This window comes from Burkholderia sp. Tr-20390 (genome assembly GCF_017104595.1).
Lineage (GTDB): Bacteria > Pseudomonadota > Gammaproteobacteria > Burkholderiales > Burkholderiaceae > Burkholderia.
Genome location: NZ_JAAGPC010000027.1, coordinates 17,981 through 33,776, shown reverse-complemented (window position 1 = coordinate 33,776; position 15,796 = coordinate 17,981). Strand labels below are relative to the sequence as shown.

Below are 15,796 nucleotides of genomic sequence, written 5' to 3'. Positions count from 1 at the left end.
TCGCCGCTGCAATCGCGCTGCTAAACTGGAATCAATAAGGCCGCTTGCGACATCAGAGGAAACAATGGCACTCGCCCACGCACAGGAAAATGGCGTAGAAGTCTGGGTTATCCAGCTTCCCGGGCACACACCCTATGCCTATACGCACCTCAAGCGGGTGTTCTCGTCTGACGATACGCGCCATCGGGTCGTGACGATCGACCTGACGAAACTGCTGGCATGTGCCGACCGAGACACGACGGACTATGTGTTGCCCTCTGTTCTGTACTGGGCCCCTGGAAAAGCCGCGGGCATTCGCGAATTCCTCGATCCTGAACAGGACAGGATTGCGGACATGCCGTACATCACGTTTCGCGAGACGAGAACGCGAACGCTGCTCGGCATCCCCGGCCTGTCGAAGGTCGGCGTCGCGTCGTTCCGCAACGGCCAGCATCGCGCACGCTATCTGGCCTATGCAGGCGCGACGACCCTGCCCGTCGAGGTGCACGAGACGGAAGCCGATTTGCTCGTGCGGTACTGCGGCGAGTAGCGACGGAGTCCGTTCGGCTTGCGCCCGGCGACGGCCGCACATCGTGCGACCGTTCGCTCGGATGTCGCCAGGCCGCTACGCCTGTATCGCATAGATCCGGTCCGTGACCTCCGTCTGGCCAATGCGGCTCGTCTCGATGCCCGCCAGTTGCCATCCGTTGTGTTCATAGAAACCGATCGCGCGTTCGTTGTCCTCCAGCACCTTCAGGTGGACCTTGTCCACGCCAATCGTGCGCGCCCAGGTACGAACGACTTCGATCATGCGCTTGCCCATGCCGCTTCCGTGATGCGAAGGATGGACGTGCAGGCAGTCGAGCAACACGCCAGGCACTGGCTCGTGACGTCCGCCAGCGCCCGCCTTCTTCACGCCTGACGCGATCGCGTCAGCGCCTGCCCGCCGGGCGTCGCTGCAACTCGTTGCCCGTGCAACGGGATGCAGGCAAAAAAAATCCCGACACCATCATTGGTCGTCGGGATCGAACGGCCCTGCAAAGCATGAGGGCACGAGGAAGCCGACACATTACACCAATGTAAGACTGTTGCGCGCTGTCGGATCACGCCAAGTCCCTGTCCCATTCCGCCATTCATGCGCAAAGCGCGCCCGTAAACGAAAAAAGCCTGCTCACGCGGAACGCGAGCAGGCAAGAAAACGGATCAGCATTCGAGGCACGAGGGCTGTCCATGGAAGATAACGGCATGGGGCGCGAGAACCTTAGCTGGGACAGGAAACTTCGCAACATCATGTCGGCGGGATACGGGCATCCAATCTCGTGTCGAAGATCCATTGATGAAAACCGGCGACACAGTGACGATATCCTGTCGCTCGCAACGCTGGCCGACCACCAACCGTGCGAAGCTCCACCCGGCTTGCTCGTAGCAAAGCACCACTCCGTTCAATCGGCCATGTATGGCAAACTTCGGCTCCGAATCGACGCAGCGCGCACTCTTCATTGCAGGGGAATCATGTACGTCTTGATCTATATCGCAGCAGTCGCTGTCGCGAACCTGATGGTCGCTCATTTCGGACCAGCTGCTACACCGATCATCGCGTTCTTTCTGATCGGACTCGATCTCGCGATTCGAGACCGACTCCACCTGGACTGGCGCGGCCGCGCGCTTTGGTCAAGGATGCTTGCGTTGATCGCGGCCGCTGGCGTTGTCAGTTACGCGCTCAATCCGGCTGCAAAGGAAATCGCCCTCGCGTCTCTCGTGGCGTTCGGTTCGGCGGCCGTAGCAAGTGCAATCGTGTTTCAACTCGCACGTCGCTTTCCGATACTGGCGCGCGCCAACGGTGCGAACGTCGCGGGTGCGGCTGTCGACTCCATCGTCTTTCCGCTGATTGCGTTCGGGGCAGTGTTTCCGACGATCGCCGCATTGCAGTTCGTCGCAAAGGTGGCGGGCGGCGCTTTGTGGTCGTGGGTGGTTTTTAGAAACGCTCGAACGGCTCAGGCGGGGATCGCGAGCAATGTGGTTGATCGGTGACGACGAGCGCTGTCCAGCTATCGCTGACTACGCTTTTTTGATGGAAGAAGTTCGACGCGCAGGTACCAGCCCGTGTCAGCTTCAGCGCGTGGCGCAAGCATGCAGACGGTGGAAAGGTTGATTCAGCGTCCCGTCAGGAGCGGTCGCCGCGCGATTTCATATCCCAAGAACCAGCGACGCACCAGCCATATCGTCACGATGCCCACGATCACGCCGGCACCGATATCTGCCAGGTAATGACCACCTACCGAGAACGTCGATACCAGCATGACCGAATTGAGCGCAAGCGCGACGGGAAAAATGAAGCGAAGATTACGTGTGACGTAGATCAACATTACCGCGACGACTGCATGAAATGACGGTAACGAAACGATTCCCTGCATCGCCATGGGATTCATCACGATGGGCACCCCACTTCTGGCACTGAAATAATCAGAAAGGTGAGACGCCGGTCCGGAATCACTAATACCGAAGTACGGGAATGCACTCGCCGCCGGATACCACGTCGAAATCGCAACGACGAATATCAGCGAAATCACGAATATCAGCATCATCTCGCAAATCTCTTGCTTTCGGCGCAACAGTCCGAATAAAAAGCACAACAAAACCATCTGATATGAAATGGTTTTATATGCAAACAAAAGTACTTGCTGAATAGCCTCGTAACGCACGACCCATTGGTAGCTTTTCAACCAATCGAATCCGAACGATTGCTCCCATGCCAGAAGTGCATCCTGGATCTCGGGACGGTTGACGGCCGCCCCGATATACGTCGCAATCACTGCCGCCTGCGCATTCATCATGACGGTCCGAAAGCAAAGGACCGAGAGCGCGATATCCCGACAACGAAGTTTTTCGGCAATTTCCCGATAGCGCGGGATACGTCCGATGCCGACCAAGACACCGCAGATCAGTAGCGTCATGCCGCACGTCTCGACCGATTGCAGATACCACTCGTGAATGAGGGACAGCCCAAATCGGCCCATGGTCGCGAAATCGACAGCAAACATGACACCCGTCAGTATCCAAGCAATCGCAAACGCCCCCAATACGCTCGTTCTCATATTTTCCCCGGCCATGCTTTTTATTGACGGTGCATCCGTCCTGTCAGCACATATTCAATCACGCCCGGCAAAAAATTACACTGGGCGTTTGTCATAGGCCGGCCAAATCAGTCATCGCGGGGACGGCACTCGTAGCGGAGACGGTTGCGGTATTTCCGCCGTTGACGGGGCGTTTCCGCGTCTCGACCGCCTTGTGTCGATCGAAGGCACTCACTTAACCGGTCGACACTCGCACCACTGCTACCCCATTCGAGCTGTCGAGCGCGACGTGCATCGCCTCGCACGTGCTATCCGGAGAAGGAATCGAAGGGAGCGCCCAAGCGCGCGATCCGCGCAATCGCCCTGCGTTCGAATGCTCCGCTCGCCTGAAACCGCAAAATCGAATGCCTCGACCTCGCGCGGCCGCGAGGCCGGTCACATTCGCGTGAAGCGCGCAATGCAGCGCCGGAAGATGCGCCGCAAGGTAATTGAGCAGTTCGAGATCACGCCGGCGCTTGCGGCACGCCCCGATCGGTTGGAGGCGATTCGGCACGAAGGAATGCCTGTCCGTGTTCACGCCGAAGTGCGGCATGCACTACACGCGCGACGGATTCAAGGGATGCCGAGGGAAGTTGATGAGCGAAACGATCGAGGCGAAGGTCATTGCCGGTCGATTCGCATTCCATGACTTGCGCGCATATTACGCCCCAACATCAGAGCGAGCGCGGCGCCCTGCCCGACCTGCATGCGAACCCGGCGACAACCGCACGGTGTACGACCGAAACAAAATCGGAAAGCGCTGTGAATTCCATTTTGTGGAATGCCAAAACAAAAACGGCACTGTCTTTTGGGACAGTGCCGTTTTTAACAACTTGATACCGCTTGGAATTCTGTGGGGTGGCTGATGGGACTCGAACCCACGACGACAGGAATCACAATCCTGGACTCTACCAACTGAGCTACAGCCACCACTGTTACTGCTTTTTGTTCTTCGCTGCTTTTGTGTTTCAGCAGCGAAGAACAAGATTATACGAACACTTTTGAATCTTGCAAAGCTTTTTTTTCAAAAACTTCTTCGGCCTCGTTCAGATGCGCGCGCGCCTCGTCGAACACGGCCAGATCAGCGCGCGCGAGCTTCTTGTTGTCGGACAGCACACGACGCCAGCCGCGTGCGCCGGGCATGCCGCGATACAGTCCGAGCGCGTGCCGCACGATCGCGCCGAGGTAGGTCCCGCGCTTCAGTTCGGCCGCACAGTATTCGATCAGCTTCGCCTCGGCCTCTTCGCGCGTCGGCACCGCCGCGGTCGACCCGTAGAAGCGCGTATCCACCTCCGCGAGCACGTACGGGTTGTGATACGCCTCACGGCCAAGCATCACGCCATCGACATGCTCGAGATGCTGCGCAACCTCGTCGAGGGTCGTGATACCGCCGTTGATGACGATCTCGAGCGACGGAAAATCGCGCTTCAGCTGATACGCATAGTCGTACTTGAGCGGCGGGATCTCACGATTCTCCTTCGGCGACAGCCCCTTCAGGATCGCATTGCGCGCATGCACGACGAACGTTTCGCAGCCAGCCTCCGCCACCGTACCGACGAAGTCGCGCACGAACGCGTAGTCCTCGACCGCGTCGACCCCGATCCGGTGCTTGACCGTGACCGGCACCGACACCGCATCGCGCATCGCCTTCACGCAGTCGGCAACGAGCTGCGGCTCGTTCATCAGGCACGCGCCGAACGCGCCGCGCTGCACGCGCTCGGACGGGCATCCGCAATTCAGGTTGATTTCGTCGTAGCCCCACTGCTCGCCGAGCTTCGCCGCGCGCGCGAGATCGTCCCGCTCGCTGCCGCCCAGCTGCAGCGCGACCGGCGATTCGTTCGGCGTGAACGCGAGATGCCGCTGGGCATCGCCGAACAGCAACGCACCCGTCGTGATCATCTCCGTATACAGCCACGTGTCGCGCGTCAGCGTACGGTGGAACGACCGGCAATGGCGGTCGGTCCAGTCCAGCATGGGCGCGACGGATACGCGGCGGGGAGGAAGTGAAGACGGTACGGACATGGATTTCGGGCAACAGGCCAGGCGGCGCGGAAACAACCCGGTATTTTACCGCAACACGGGCCATGCCTGCCCGGCACGCGTGCTACCCCTCGCCCAGCTCCGCATCGACCGCCCGCCGGGCCTCGTCGAGCACGCGCTCGATCACGCGCCGTTCGGTCAGCAGCATCCCGTCGACCTTGACGAGCCGCCAGTCGATCCGCACCGCGTCGCCCTGCAGCACGCGGTAATGCGCATGCTCGCCGTCCCAGACCTGCTCGGTCTTCACCTCGATCTCGAAGCCGCGGTACGGCTCGCTGAAATCGCCGAGGTCGCTGCCTCTCGGTTCCATCGCACGCTCCGTGGCGACGCAGCGCCAGGCCGCCCGAGCGGCCGGCGCCGTGCGCTCAATCGTATTCGTCGGATAAAAAGGATTTGCCATCGGCCGTCAGGTCGACCCGGTCGGCCGCCGCCTGGTAGATCAGCCCCTCGTTCAGCAACGCGTAGACGACGTCGTCGAACACGGCGGGAACCGGCCGGCTTTCACCGAACTGGTCGATCCATTTCAGTGCCTCGATGGCTTCGGGGGAAAGGATGGGGGTCATGCGTTGGCCTCCGGCATCGGTGTCGCTCCATCCTAGCACTTCGTCCGGACGTCGAATACCAAGGCAAACGCGCTGCGCCAATGCCGGGCGGCGCCAACGGGCAGATTGCCCGCGGCGCCGCCCGGTGCAGCACAAGCGGGCTCAGAGGCGCGCGATCGAGACTTCGGTCGATTTCACGAGCGCGACGACTTCCGCGCCCACCTTCAGTTCGAGTTCGTCAACCGAACGGGTCGTGATCACCGACGTGACGATGCCGAACGGCGTCTCGACGTCGACCTCGGAGACCACCGATCCGCGAATGATCTCCTTGACCTTGCCCTTGAACTGGTTACGTACGTTGATTGCAGTGATGCTCATCAGGTTGATCGCTCCGAAGAAAAAGATCTCAGAACGGGCGGCCTCTGCCGCCCGGAATTAAACGGCCCAGCGGATCTGCCCGACCGGTCGAACGTTGTCTGCCTCATACGGTGCGTCGTGGTCGGCCGCACCGGGCCCGCCGGCGAGCACGCGTTTCAGCACGCGATCCTCGAGCGCCGCAAACGCGGCCGATGCGCGGGCGCGCGGCCGGTCGAGCGGCACCGGCTGATCCAGCGCCACCCGCCCCTGCTCGATGAGCAGGATGCGGTCGCCAAGCGCGACGGCCTCCTGCACGTCGTGCGTCACGAGGAGCGCGGTAAATCGATGCTCGCGCCACAACCGCTCGATCAGCGCATGCATCTCGATACGGGTCAGCGCGTCGAGCGCGCCGAGCGGCTCGTCGAGCAACAGCAGTTGGGGCCGGTGCACGAGCGCACGGGCCAGCGCGACACGCTGCCGCTGGCCGCCCGACAGTTGGGCGGGCCAGTCGTTCGCGCGTTCCAGCAGGCCGACTTCATCGAGCACCGCGCGTGCCTGGTCGCGCGCGCCGCGCCCGAGGCCCAGCATCACGTTCTGCAGCACGGTCTTCCACGGCAGCAGGCGCGCGTCCTGGTACATGATCCGCGTATCGAGTTCGCCGCCGCCCTCGCCGCGCGTTTCGAGCGTGCCGCTGCTCGGCTGCTCGAGTCCCGCGACGAGACGCAGCAGCGTCGATTTCCCGCAACCGCTGCGGCCGACGATCGCGACGAAACTGCCGCGCGCGATGCCGAGCTCGACGTTGTCGAGCACCGTGCGTGCCCCGAAGCGCTTGCTGACACCCGACAGCGTCACGGCATCGTCGGTTGCCGGGCTTCCTGGCCGTCGCCGCGCGAGCGGAACGACGGAGGCACTGGCGTCACGTTCGAGAACCGCTGCGTCTCGCGCGTCACCGTCCGCGACACGCGCCTGCGCCAGTTCGGCCTCGAGGTCTGCGCCGGCAAGCGGGCCGTAGGCGGCCGCCGAAGTCGTCGCATTCATGCCTTTGCTCCTGATTGATAAGCGGGGTGCCAGCGCAGCGTCACGCGCTCGAGCCATTTCGCCAGCACGTCGGCCAGCTTGCCGAGCACCGCGTACAGCAGGATGCCGACCACCACCACGTCGGTTTGCAGGAATTCACGCGCGTTCATCGTCATGTAGCCGATGCCCGACTGCGCGGAGATCGTTTCCGCGACGATCAGCATCACCCACATCAGCCCGAACGCAAAGCGCACGCCGACGAGAATCGACGGCAACGCACCGGGCAGGATCACGTCGCGGTACAGCGCAAAGCCGCGTACGCCGTAGCTCTTCGCCATCTCGATCAGGTTCGCGTCGACCGAGCGGATCCCGTGATACGTGTTGATGTAGACCGGGAAGAACACCCCGAGCGCAACGAGGAACAGCTTCGCCTTCTCGTCGATGCCGAACCACAGGATCACGAGCGGGATCATCGCGAGCGCCGGGATGTTGCGGATCATCTGGATCGTCGAATCGAGCGCGACCTCGGCCGCCTTCGACAAGCCGGTCGCGAGCCCCAGCGCGAGGCCGACGCCGCCGCCGATCGCGAAACCGAACAGCGCGCGCCACGTGCTGACCTTCACGTTCGCCCACATTTCACCCGACGTCACGAGCGACCAGGCCGCTCGCACGACCGCCACGGGTTCGGGCAGCACGCGGGTCGACAGCCAGCCGATGCGCGCGCCGACTTCCCATGCCGCCAGCAGCGCGAGCGGCACGAGCCACGGCGCGACGCCGCGCCATGCGCGGGCGACCCGGGCCGCGCCCGTCGTCGACGTTTTCGTTGTCATCGCAGGCCTCCTGTCGCTCAGCTCTGGGCCGCTTTCGGCAGATAGCTGTTGCCGACGATTTCGCCGAACGGGCCCGACAGCGGGCCGGTCGCTTTCGCCGCGCCGTTGCCCTTGATCAGCGGGAATACGAGTTCCGCGAAACGGTACGACTCCTCCAGGTGCGGATAGCCGGACAGGATGAAGGTCTCGATGCCGAGATCCGCGTATTCGCGCATGCGCTCGGCGACCTGCTCCGGGTTGCCGACGAGTGCGGTGCCCGCGCCGCCGCGCACGAGGCCGACGCCGGCCCACAGGTTCGGGTACACCTCGAGCGCCTCGCGGCCGCCGCGCTTGCCGCCGTGCAGCGCGGCCATCCGGCGCTGGCCTTCCGAATCCATGTTCGCGAACGCCTTCTGCGCGCGTGCGATGGTTTCGTCGTCGAGGCGGCTGATCAGGCGCTCGGCGTCGCGCCAGGCTTCGTCCTCGGTCTCGCGCACGATCACGTGCAGACGAATGCCGAACTTGATCTTGCGGCCGCGCGCCTCGGCGCGGGCGCGAATATCGGCGATCTTCTTCGCGACGGCCTCGGGCGGCTCGCCCCAGGTCAGGTAGGTGTCGATGTGATCGGCCGCGATCTGGTGCGCAGCCGGCGACGAGCCGCCGAACCACAGCGGCGGATGCGGACGCTGCACGGGCGGATACAGTGCCTTGCCGCCCTTCGACTGCAGATGCTTGCCGATGTAGTCGAACCCGCCGTTGTCGTGCGACGCGGACAGCAGCCCGCGCCAGATGTTCAGGAAGTCGTCGGTGATTTCATAGCGCGTGTCGTGATCCGCGAACAGGCCGTCGCCTTCGAGCTCGGCGGCATCGCCGCCCGTCACGACGTTGATCAGCAGGCGGCCGCCCGACAGGCGGTCGAACGTCGCGGCCATCCGCGCCGACAGCCCCGGCGATGCGATGCCGGGACGGATCGCGACCAGGAATTTCAGGCGCTGCGTCGCCGGGATGAGGCTCGACGCAACGACCCACGCATCCTCGCAGGAACGGCCGGTCGGCAGCAGCACGCCCTCGTAGCCGAGCGTATCGGCCGCTACCGCGACCTGCTTGAAGTAATCGTAATCCGCGGCGCGCGCACCTTCGGCCGTACCGAGGTAGCGGCTGTCGCCGTGCGTGGGGATAAACCAGAACACATTCATCTGCTGCTCCTGCTTGACTGTCCTTGCCGGAATTTGAAAAAGACACCGCCCTGCTCGCGTCGCGGATGCGCGGCGCATGCATGGTGTGCGTTCGAATCGGGATGGCTCGCCGGTCAGGCCGTGCAGCGGGCGAGGACGCGATTGCACGGCTGTTTCTGGGAAATCAGTCTAGGGATCGGTGCAGGGCTTTGGAACGATTTTTTTGAGCTTAGGTTTTCCGCTTTCGTGATTAGCACGACGCTGGAGCGAATATCGCGGCGGGCGGGCCCTATAATGGCGCACCTATCCGAATAACTCCGCGCGGACGGCCCCGGCCGTGCGCGCCTGCGGTGCACTCATCGATGCAGAAAGTCATCCTGCCATTCCTGTCCGGCTTCCTGGCCGCCCTGTTCTTCCGCGAAGCCACGCTCGCCCTCCTTCATACGGCCGACCTGATCGCCGCAACCGGCTTCTCCACGCAGCCGTTCGCGCCGCTCGGCATTCCTGAATTTGTCGCGAATGCGCTGATCAGCGCGTGCTGCGCGATCCCGATGGCGTGGCTGCTGCGCGTCTCTCCGGAGCGCGAGGCCTCGTGGATCGGCGCGCTGGTGTTCGGCGGCATCGTGCTGACGGCCGCCCGCGTGTTCGCGATCGATCCGCTGCGCGGCATCTGGCCGTCGGGCAACATGATGCCCGTGCTCGCGGCCGGCTTCGCGGCGAACGCGGTATGGGGCTTCGGCGCCCTCGTGTTCATGCGCGCGTTCATGTCGGACGACGCAGGCGACGAATAACGCGGCGGCAAGCGCTGCGCCCTTCGCCGCCCACCGGTCGACACCCATGCAAAAGGCCGCCTGCTCGTGCAGGCGGCCTTGTCGTTTCCGGCGCGCGCTTCGGTCAATCCAACCGACGTCAGTCCTGCAGTTTCCGCAGCGGATGCGTGTCCGGCGTCCACGGGCTGTCGAACATCGCGAGCACGTCCGCGCGGTCGATATCGGCGGACGACTTGAAACGCCAGGCCGGCTGGTGGTCCTTGTCGACGATCAGCGCGCGCACGCCTTCGATCACGTCGCCGCGCGCGAACGTCGAGCGCGTGAGATCGAGATCGCGCCGCAGGCAATCGGCCATCGTTGCCCCGCGTGCACGTTCGACGACTTCCAGCGATACGGCCATCGACAGCGGCGACAACTGTTCGCGCATCGCGTGGGTCGCCTTCTCGACCCAGCCGTCGACGGCCGCGCAATCCGGCTCGGCGTCGAGCGACGCGAGGATCGCGCCGATGTCCGGCTGCGCGAAATGCCGGTCGATCCCGGCACGTGCGTCGGCCAGCGCCGACGTGTCGGGCGTCGGCACGACCTTGTGTGCGGCCGCCGCATCGGCCACGCACGCGACCGCCTGCTCGCCGCTGTCGATGCGCGCGCTGCGCAGCGTATCGAGCAGCGCCGGCAGTGCGGCATCGGGCAGATAGACGTCGGCGAGCTGCGCGTACAGCGCGCCGGCCGCGTCGAGCGTCGCGCCGGTCACGGCGAGATAGCGGCCGAGCGCGCCGGGCGTGCGTGCGAGGAACCAGCTCATCCCGACGTCCGGGAACAGGCCGATACGGGTTTCAGGCATCGCCATCTTCGTCGAGTCGGTCACGACCCGCAGGCCGCCCGTATGCCGCGCCGCCTGCGAAATCCCCATGCCGCCGCCCATCACGACACCGTGCATCAGCGCGATATAAGGCTTCGGATAGGTGAAGATCGTGTGGTTGAGCGTGTATTCCTCGACGAAGAACGTGTCGACCGCATCGCGGTCGCCGCGCTGCCACGCATCGTGGAAGAAGCGCACGTCACCGCCCGCGCAGAACGCGCGCGGATGCGGGCTGTGCACGACGACCGCGACGACTTCCGGATCGTCGCGCCACGCGTCGAGCGCCTGCTGCATCAGCCGGATCATGCCGACCGACAGCGCGTTCAGCGCCTTCGGCCGGTTCAGTTCGAGAAAGCCGATGCGGTTCGCGACAGTCGCGCGCACGTCGGGCTCAGTGGATTCGGCGGAAACGGCAGCGGAAGTGGAATCGGTCATGAGAGTCATCCGGCAAATGGCAGTCGCACGCTCAGTGCGCCTGCATCTTCGAGAACAGGTTCAGCACCACGACGCCGGCGATGATCAGGCCGAGGCCGATCACGGCCGGCAGGTCCGGCACCTGGCGATAGAGCAGCATCGCGACGAGCGTGATCAGCACGATGCCCGCGCCCGACCAGACGGCATAGATGATGCCGACGGGCATCGTGCGCAACGTGATCGACAGGCAGTAGAACGCGATGCCATAACCGGCCACGACCAGCAACGACGGCCAGAGGCGCGTAAAGCCGTCCGCCGCGCGCAGCGCCGACGTGCCGATCACTTCCGCGACGATCGCGATCGCGAGCCATGCGTAACCGGGAAGCTGCATCGCTCAGCTCCTTGCGAGGGCCAGCACGGCGTAGTCGTGGCCGAGCTCGGCACACAGCGCCTCGACGACGAATTCGTGGTCCGCGCGCTGCGGGAGCCCCGACGCAGTGATCGAGCCGATCACGCCGGCACCGGCGACGGTCAGCGGGAACGAGCCGCCGTGCGGCGAATATTCGGCGATCGGCAGCCCGTGCTTGTCGGCGAGCGTCGCGCCGGCCTGCTGCATGCGCAGGCCGATCGCGTACGAGCTCCGGCGGAAATGCGCGACGACGTTGCGCTTGCGGCGTACCCAGTCGGCATTGTCGGGCGTGGCGCCAGCCGGCGCCGCGTAGAACAGCGGCTGGCCGAACGTGACGATGTCGATCGCGATCGCATGGCCGCGCGACGTCGCGAGCGCGTGCATCCGGTTGCCGAGCGCCCATGCGCGGGCCGGGTCGAAATGGGGAAATACGAGCGCCTGTTCCTGCGCGCCGATCGATTGCAGATCGTGAGCGATGTCCATGAATCCGTCGATACAGTAATGAGAGTCGCAACAGCGCCGAAGCGATCGCGCACGGCCGCGCTGCCGAAGAAACGAAATAAACCGCTCGATTCTAGCGCACGCACCCGCCGTACCGGCCCCACAAGCAGCGACAAGAAATTGTCAGAAACCGCTTGCACGCATTCGGGTTACTCCTTATAATTCATTTCTTCGACGGACGCGGGGTGGAGCAGTCTGGCAGCTCGTCGGGCTCATAACCCGAAGGTCGTAGGTTCAAATCCTACCCCCGCAACCAACCGTCCAGAATTACGCAAAAAGCCCGGCTCCACGCCGGGCTTTTTGTTTTTCCGCCGCAGGCCCCGTCCCGCTTCGCGCGACACGCGGCCTGCACGCGCAGGCGTTCAAGAATGCCACGCCCCGGTGATACACTCGCATCACCTCGTCCCTTCCACTCGACATGAAATTCTGCTCCGTCTGCGGTCACGAAGTCATCGCGCGCATTCCTCCGGGCGACAACCGCGAGCGCTTCATCTGCGATCACTGCGGCACGATCCACTACCAGAATCCGCGCAACGTCGTCGGCACGGTTCCGGTCTGGGGCGATCAGATCCTGCTGTGCCGCCGCGCGATCGAACCGCGCTACGGGTTCTGGACGCTGCCCGCGGGCTTCATGGAAATGGGCGAGACGACGGCCGAAGCCGCCGCGCGCGAAACGCTCGAGGAAGCCGGCGCGCGCGTCGAGGTGCAGAACCTGTTCACGCTGCTCAACGTGCCGCACGTGCACCAGGTTCACCTGTTCTACCTCGCGCGGCTCACCGATCCGGCGTTCGAGGCCGGCGAGGAAAGCCTCGAAGTGAAGCTGTTCGACGAAGCCGACATCCCGTGGGACGAAATCGCGTTCCCGACCGTCAGCCAGACCCTGCGATTCTTCTTCGCCGATCGCGCCGCGGGCGACTACGGCGTGCACACCGGCGATATCTTCCGCTCGCTGCGCAACGGCTGAGCCCCCGCCCCATGGTCCCCTGGCTCGGCCCGGACGATCCGTTTCCGCCCATCGAACGCGCGCTCGGTCCCGCGACCGGCGCGCCCGGGCTGCTCGCCGCGAGCGCCGACCTGCTGCCCTCGCGCCTCATCGACGCGTACCTGCGCGGCATCTTCCCGTGGTATTCGGACGGCCAGCCCGTGCTGTGGTGGAGCCCCGACCCGCGCATGATCCTCGTGCCGGCCGAATTCAAGGTGTCGCCCTCGCTGCGCAAGACGCTGAAGCGCGTGCTGCGCGAGCCCGAATGGGAAGTGCGCGTCGACCACGACTTTCCGGGCGTGATGCGCGCGTGCGCGCAGGCGCCGCGCCGCGGGCAGCGCGGTACCTGGATCACGGCCGAGATCATCGACGCGTACACGTCGCTCTACCGCTCCGGCAACGCGCACAGCATCGAGACGTGGCACGACGGGCGGCGCGTCGGCGGCCTGTACGGCGTGTCGTTCGGGCGGATGTTTTTCGGCGAATCGATGTACGCTGACGCGACCGATGCGTCGAAAATCGCGCTGGCCGCGCTCGTCGCGCACCTTCGCGAGCAGGGGCTGGAAATGATAGACTGCCAGCAGAATACGTCGCATCTAGCGTCGCTCGGCGGCCGCGAGATCGCACGCAAGGCCTTTGTCGCTCACGTGCGCAGCGCGGTAGCCGAACCGCCGATTCCGTGGCAGTTCGACAAGCGCGTGCTCGCCGCGCTGACGGGCCGCGCCGAAACGGCGGCCCCCTCCGGGATCGAGCGCTAGCGCGGCACTCCCTCCCTGCAACGAGAGCTGCCCATGACTCACCCGACTGAGCTGCCGCTTTCACCGCTTTCGGCGCTGCAATTCTATGCAACGGCGCCCTATCCGTGCAGCTATCTGGACGGCCGCGTCGCGCGCTCGCAAGTCGCGACGCCGAGCCACCTGATCAACTCCGACATTTACACCGAGCTCGTGAAGGCCGGCTTCCGGCGCTCGGGCGTCTTCACGTATCGTCCATACTGCGACGGCTGCCGTGCCTGCGTGCCGGTGCGCGTCCCCGTCGCCGCGTTCGCGCCGTCGCGTACGCAGCGCCGGATGTGGAAGCGACATCGCACGCTCGTCGCGACGGTTTCGCCGCTGCACTACGACGAAGAGCACTACGCGCTCTACATGCGCTACCAGTCCGCGCGCCACGCGGGCGGCGGCATGGATCGCGACAGCCGCGACCAGTACGAGCAATTCCTGCTGCAGAGCCGGATCAACTCGCGCCTCGTCGAATTCCGCGACCTCGACGCCCCGGGCGGCGAGCCCGGGAAGCTGCGCATGGTCAGCATGATCGACATCCTCGGCGACGGGCTGTCGTCCGTCTACACGTTCTTCGAGCCCGACGACCGGCACACGAGCTACGGCACCTACAACATCCTGTGGCAGATCGAGCAGGCGAAGAGCCTCGGCCTGCCCTACGTGTACCTCGGCTACTGGATCCGCGAGAGTCCGAAGATGGCCTACAAGGCGAACTTCCACCCGCTCGAAGGGCTGATCGACGGCCGCTGGAAGATACTCGATCCGGAACGGATCGACCTGCCGCCCGTCGATGCTGCACTGGCCCGTGCGCCGTTGCCGGGCGGGCATTCCGGCTCGGGTTGATGCGCGCCGCGGGGGTGACGAAGCGAAGCGCGCCCCTGCCGCCCAACTCCCGGTAAAATAGCGGGTTGTCATTCATTCCGGCTGTCCGCCCAATTCCCGTGTTCAGTTCCCTCTATCCGCTGGCCCGCGCATCCCTGTTCAAGATGGATGCGGAAGACGCTCACCACCTCACGCTGCGCGCGCTCGGCGCGGCCGGCCGCACGGGCCTTGCCTGCGCGCTGTCGGCCCGCGTGCCCGACGCGCCGCGTACCGTGATGGGCCTCACGTTCCGCAACCCGGTCGGCCTCGCGGCCGGCCTCGACAAGGATGGCGCGGCCATCGACGGGCTCGCGGCGCTCGGCTTCGGCTTCATCGAGGTCGGGACGGTCACGCCGCGCCCGCAACCCGGCAACCCGCGCCCGCGGATGTTCCGCCTGCCGCAGGCCGAAGCACTGATCAACCGGATGGGCTTCAACAACCACGGCGTCGACCAGTTCGTGAAGAACGTCCAGGCTGCCCGCTATCGCGGCATCCTCGGCCTGAACATCGGCAAGAACGCCGATACGCCGATCGAGCGCGCCGCCGAGGACTACCTGTACTGCCTCGAGCGCGTGTACCCGTTCGCGAGCTACGTGACGATCAACATCTCGTCGCCGAACACCAAGAACCTGCGCCAGCTGCAGGGTGCGGGCGAGCTCGACGCACTGCTCGCGGCGCTGAAGGACAAGCAGCAGCGCCTCGCCGACCTGCACGGCAAGCTCGTGCCGCTCGCGCTGAAGATCGCGCCCGATCTCGACGACGAACAGGTCAAGGAAATCGGCGACACGCTGCTGCGCCACAAGATCGAGGCGGTCATCGCCACCAACACGACGCTGTCGCGCGCGGCCGTCCAGGGCCTGCCGCATGCGGACGAAGCCGGCGGCCTGTCCGGCCGCCCCGTGTTCGACGCGTCGAACGAAGTGATCCGCAAGCTGCACGCCGAAGTCGGCAGCGACGTGCCGATCATCGGCGTCGGCGGGATTTTCTCGGGCGAGGATGCCCGGGCGAAGCTCGCGGCCGGCGCGGCGCTGGTGCAGCTCTATACGGGGTTCATCTACCGCGGTCCCGCACTCGTCGCGGAATGCGTGAAGGCCGTCGCCCGCGAACGCACCGCGTAATATAGCCATAAACAAACGATATTTAGAGGTCGATTGCATTTTTGCTATCATTGGCCTCGATATCAGAATCA

19 protein-coding genes, 2 tRNA genes and 1 pseudogene are annotated in these 15,796 nt (G+C 64.7%); 9 read left to right on the top strand and 13 right to left on the bottom strand.

Annotated features, from left to right (window positions below; translation table 11 throughout):
- The first annotated feature begins 64 nt into the window (after positions 1–64).
- Entirely contained in the window at positions 65–529 is a 465-nt protein-coding gene (locus G3N98_RS10695; protein ID WP_089472705.1) for a hypothetical protein, read from the top strand.
- 75 nt (positions 530–604) lie between these two features.
- Here G3N98_RS10695 and G3N98_RS10690 read toward each other — a convergent pair.
- Positions 605–865 (bottom strand): annotated as a pseudogene (locus G3N98_RS10690) (GNAT family N-acetyltransferase); the annotation flags it as partial.
- Positions 866–1,209: 344 nt separating this feature from the next.
- On the opposite strand from G3N98_RS10690, the gene G3N98_RS39765 reads away from it, so the two are divergent.
- Positions 1,210–2,010 carry a VUT family protein gene (locus tag G3N98_RS39765; protein WP_241025850.1) on the top strand — a complete coding sequence of 267 codons (801 nt, stop codon included), beginning with the start codon at positions 1,210–1,212 and terminating at the stop codon, positions 2,008–2,010.
- Between the two features lie 122 nt (positions 2,011–2,132).
- On the opposite strand, the gene G3N98_RS10680 is transcribed toward G3N98_RS39765, so the two are convergent.
- The gene (locus tag G3N98_RS10680; protein ID WP_206148153.1) at positions 2,133–3,089 is read right to left on the bottom strand and encodes a phosphatase PAP2 family protein; all 957 of its coding nucleotides are present in this window, start codon (positions 3,087–3,089) and stop codon (positions 2,133–2,135) included.
- Positions 3,090–3,688: 599 nt separating this feature from the next.
- On the opposite strand from G3N98_RS10680, the gene G3N98_RS39760 reads away from it, so the two are divergent.
- Complete coding sequence (locus tag G3N98_RS39760) at positions 3,689–3,958, top strand: hypothetical protein (protein WP_241025849.1); 270 nt, start codon at positions 3,689–3,691, stop codon at positions 3,956–3,958.
- Here G3N98_RS39760 and G3N98_RS10670 read toward each other — a convergent pair.
- The 8 genes from G3N98_RS10670 to ssuD form a co-directional block, all read right to left on the bottom strand.
- A tRNA-His gene (locus G3N98_RS10670) sits at positions 3,947–4,022 on the bottom strand. The two genes, G3N98_RS39760 and G3N98_RS10670, sit on opposite strands and share 12 nt — an antisense overlap.
- 57 nt (positions 4,023–4,079) lie before the next feature.
- Entirely contained in the window at positions 4,080–5,066 is a 987-nt protein-coding gene (dusA, locus tag G3N98_RS10665; RefSeq protein ID WP_071334403.1) for a tRNA dihydrouridine(20/20a) synthase DusA, read from the bottom strand.
- A gap of 130 nt (positions 5,067–5,196) precedes the next feature.
- Positions 5,197–5,442, bottom strand: coding sequence for a hypothetical protein (locus tag G3N98_RS10660; protein ID WP_089425275.1), 246 nt, complete (start codon positions 5,440–5,442; stop codon positions 5,197–5,199).
- A gap of 55 nt (positions 5,443–5,497) precedes the next feature.
- Positions 5,498–5,695 (bottom strand): hypothetical protein, encoded by a 198-nt coding sequence (locus tag G3N98_RS10655; RefSeq protein WP_089425274.1) that lies wholly within the window; start codon positions 5,693–5,695, stop codon positions 5,498–5,500.
- 141 nt (positions 5,696–5,836) lie between these two features.
- Positions 5,837–6,052: a TOBE domain-containing protein gene (locus G3N98_RS10650; protein ID WP_006476104.1), complete on the bottom strand. Its 216-nt coding sequence runs from the start codon at positions 6,050–6,052 to the stop codon at positions 5,837–5,839.
- Between the two features lie 57 nt (positions 6,053–6,109).
- A complete protein-coding gene (locus G3N98_RS10645) occupies positions 6,110–7,069 on the bottom strand; it encodes an ATP-binding cassette domain-containing protein (protein ID WP_206148151.1) in 960 nt (319 codons plus the stop codon).
- The gene (ssuC, locus tag G3N98_RS10640) at positions 7,066–7,878 is read right to left on the bottom strand and encodes an aliphatic sulfonate ABC transporter permease SsuC (protein ID WP_206148145.1); all 813 of its coding nucleotides are present in this window, start codon (positions 7,876–7,878) and stop codon (positions 7,066–7,068) included. Before ssuC ends, G3N98_RS10645 begins: the two co-directional genes overlap by 4 nt.
- A 17-nt stretch (positions 7,879–7,895) precedes the next feature.
- On the bottom strand, positions 7,896–9,053 hold the full coding sequence (ssuD, locus tag G3N98_RS10635; RefSeq protein ID WP_059496210.1) for an FMNH2-dependent alkanesulfonate monooxygenase: 1,158 nt from the start codon (positions 9,051–9,053) through the stop codon (positions 7,896–7,898).
- A 341-nt stretch (positions 9,054–9,394) separates the two neighbouring features.
- On the opposite strand from ssuD, the gene G3N98_RS10630 reads away from it, so the two are divergent.
- Entirely contained in the window at positions 9,395–9,823 is a 429-nt protein-coding gene (locus tag G3N98_RS10630) for a hypothetical protein (RefSeq protein ID WP_006484223.1), read from the top strand.
- A gap of 118 nt (positions 9,824–9,941) precedes the next feature.
- Here G3N98_RS10630 and G3N98_RS10625 read toward each other — a convergent pair whose 3' ends face one another.
- Genes G3N98_RS10625 through G3N98_RS10615 form a run of 3 tightly spaced genes read right to left on the bottom strand, consistent with a single transcriptional unit; the run spans position 9,942 to position 11,967 of the window.
- Positions 9,942–11,096: an enoyl-CoA hydratase/isomerase family protein gene (locus G3N98_RS10625; protein WP_206148143.1), complete on the bottom strand. Its 1,155-nt coding sequence runs from the start codon at positions 11,094–11,096 to the stop codon at positions 9,942–9,944.
- A gap of 31 nt (positions 11,097–11,127) precedes the next feature.
- Positions 11,128–11,466 (bottom strand): multidrug efflux SMR transporter, encoded by a 339-nt coding sequence (locus G3N98_RS10620; RefSeq protein WP_039358831.1) that lies wholly within the window; start codon positions 11,464–11,466, stop codon positions 11,128–11,130.
- Between the two features lie 3 nt (positions 11,467–11,469).
- Positions 11,470–11,967: a heme-degrading domain-containing protein gene (locus G3N98_RS10615; RefSeq protein ID WP_206148141.1), complete on the bottom strand. Its 498-nt coding sequence runs from the start codon at positions 11,965–11,967 to the stop codon at positions 11,470–11,472.
- A gap of 197 nt (positions 11,968–12,164) precedes the next feature.
- Between G3N98_RS10615 and G3N98_RS10610 the strand changes: the two genes are divergently transcribed.
- From G3N98_RS10610 to G3N98_RS10590, 5 genes are all read left to right on the top strand, one after another.
- A tRNA-Met gene (locus G3N98_RS10610) sits at positions 12,165–12,241 on the top strand.
- A 162-nt stretch (positions 12,242–12,403) separates the two neighbouring features.
- On the top strand, positions 12,404–12,949 hold the full coding sequence (locus G3N98_RS10605; protein ID WP_089425269.1) for an NUDIX hydrolase: 546 nt from the start codon (positions 12,404–12,406) through the stop codon (positions 12,947–12,949).
- 11 nt (positions 12,950–12,960) lie between these two features.
- Positions 12,961–13,725 (top strand): leucyl/phenylalanyl-tRNA--protein transferase, encoded by a 765-nt coding sequence (gene aat / locus G3N98_RS10600; protein WP_069247864.1) that lies wholly within the window; start codon positions 12,961–12,963, stop codon positions 13,723–13,725.
- 33 nt (positions 13,726–13,758) lie between these two features.
- Entirely contained in the window at positions 13,759–14,589 is an 831-nt protein-coding gene (locus G3N98_RS10595) for an arginyltransferase (protein WP_089425267.1), read from the top strand.
- Positions 14,590–14,687: 98 nt separating this feature from the next.
- Complete coding sequence (locus tag G3N98_RS10590; RefSeq protein ID WP_124584173.1) at positions 14,688–15,725, top strand: quinone-dependent dihydroorotate dehydrogenase; 1,038 nt, start codon at positions 14,688–14,690, stop codon at positions 15,723–15,725.
- Positions 15,726–15,796 lie beyond the last annotated feature (71 nt).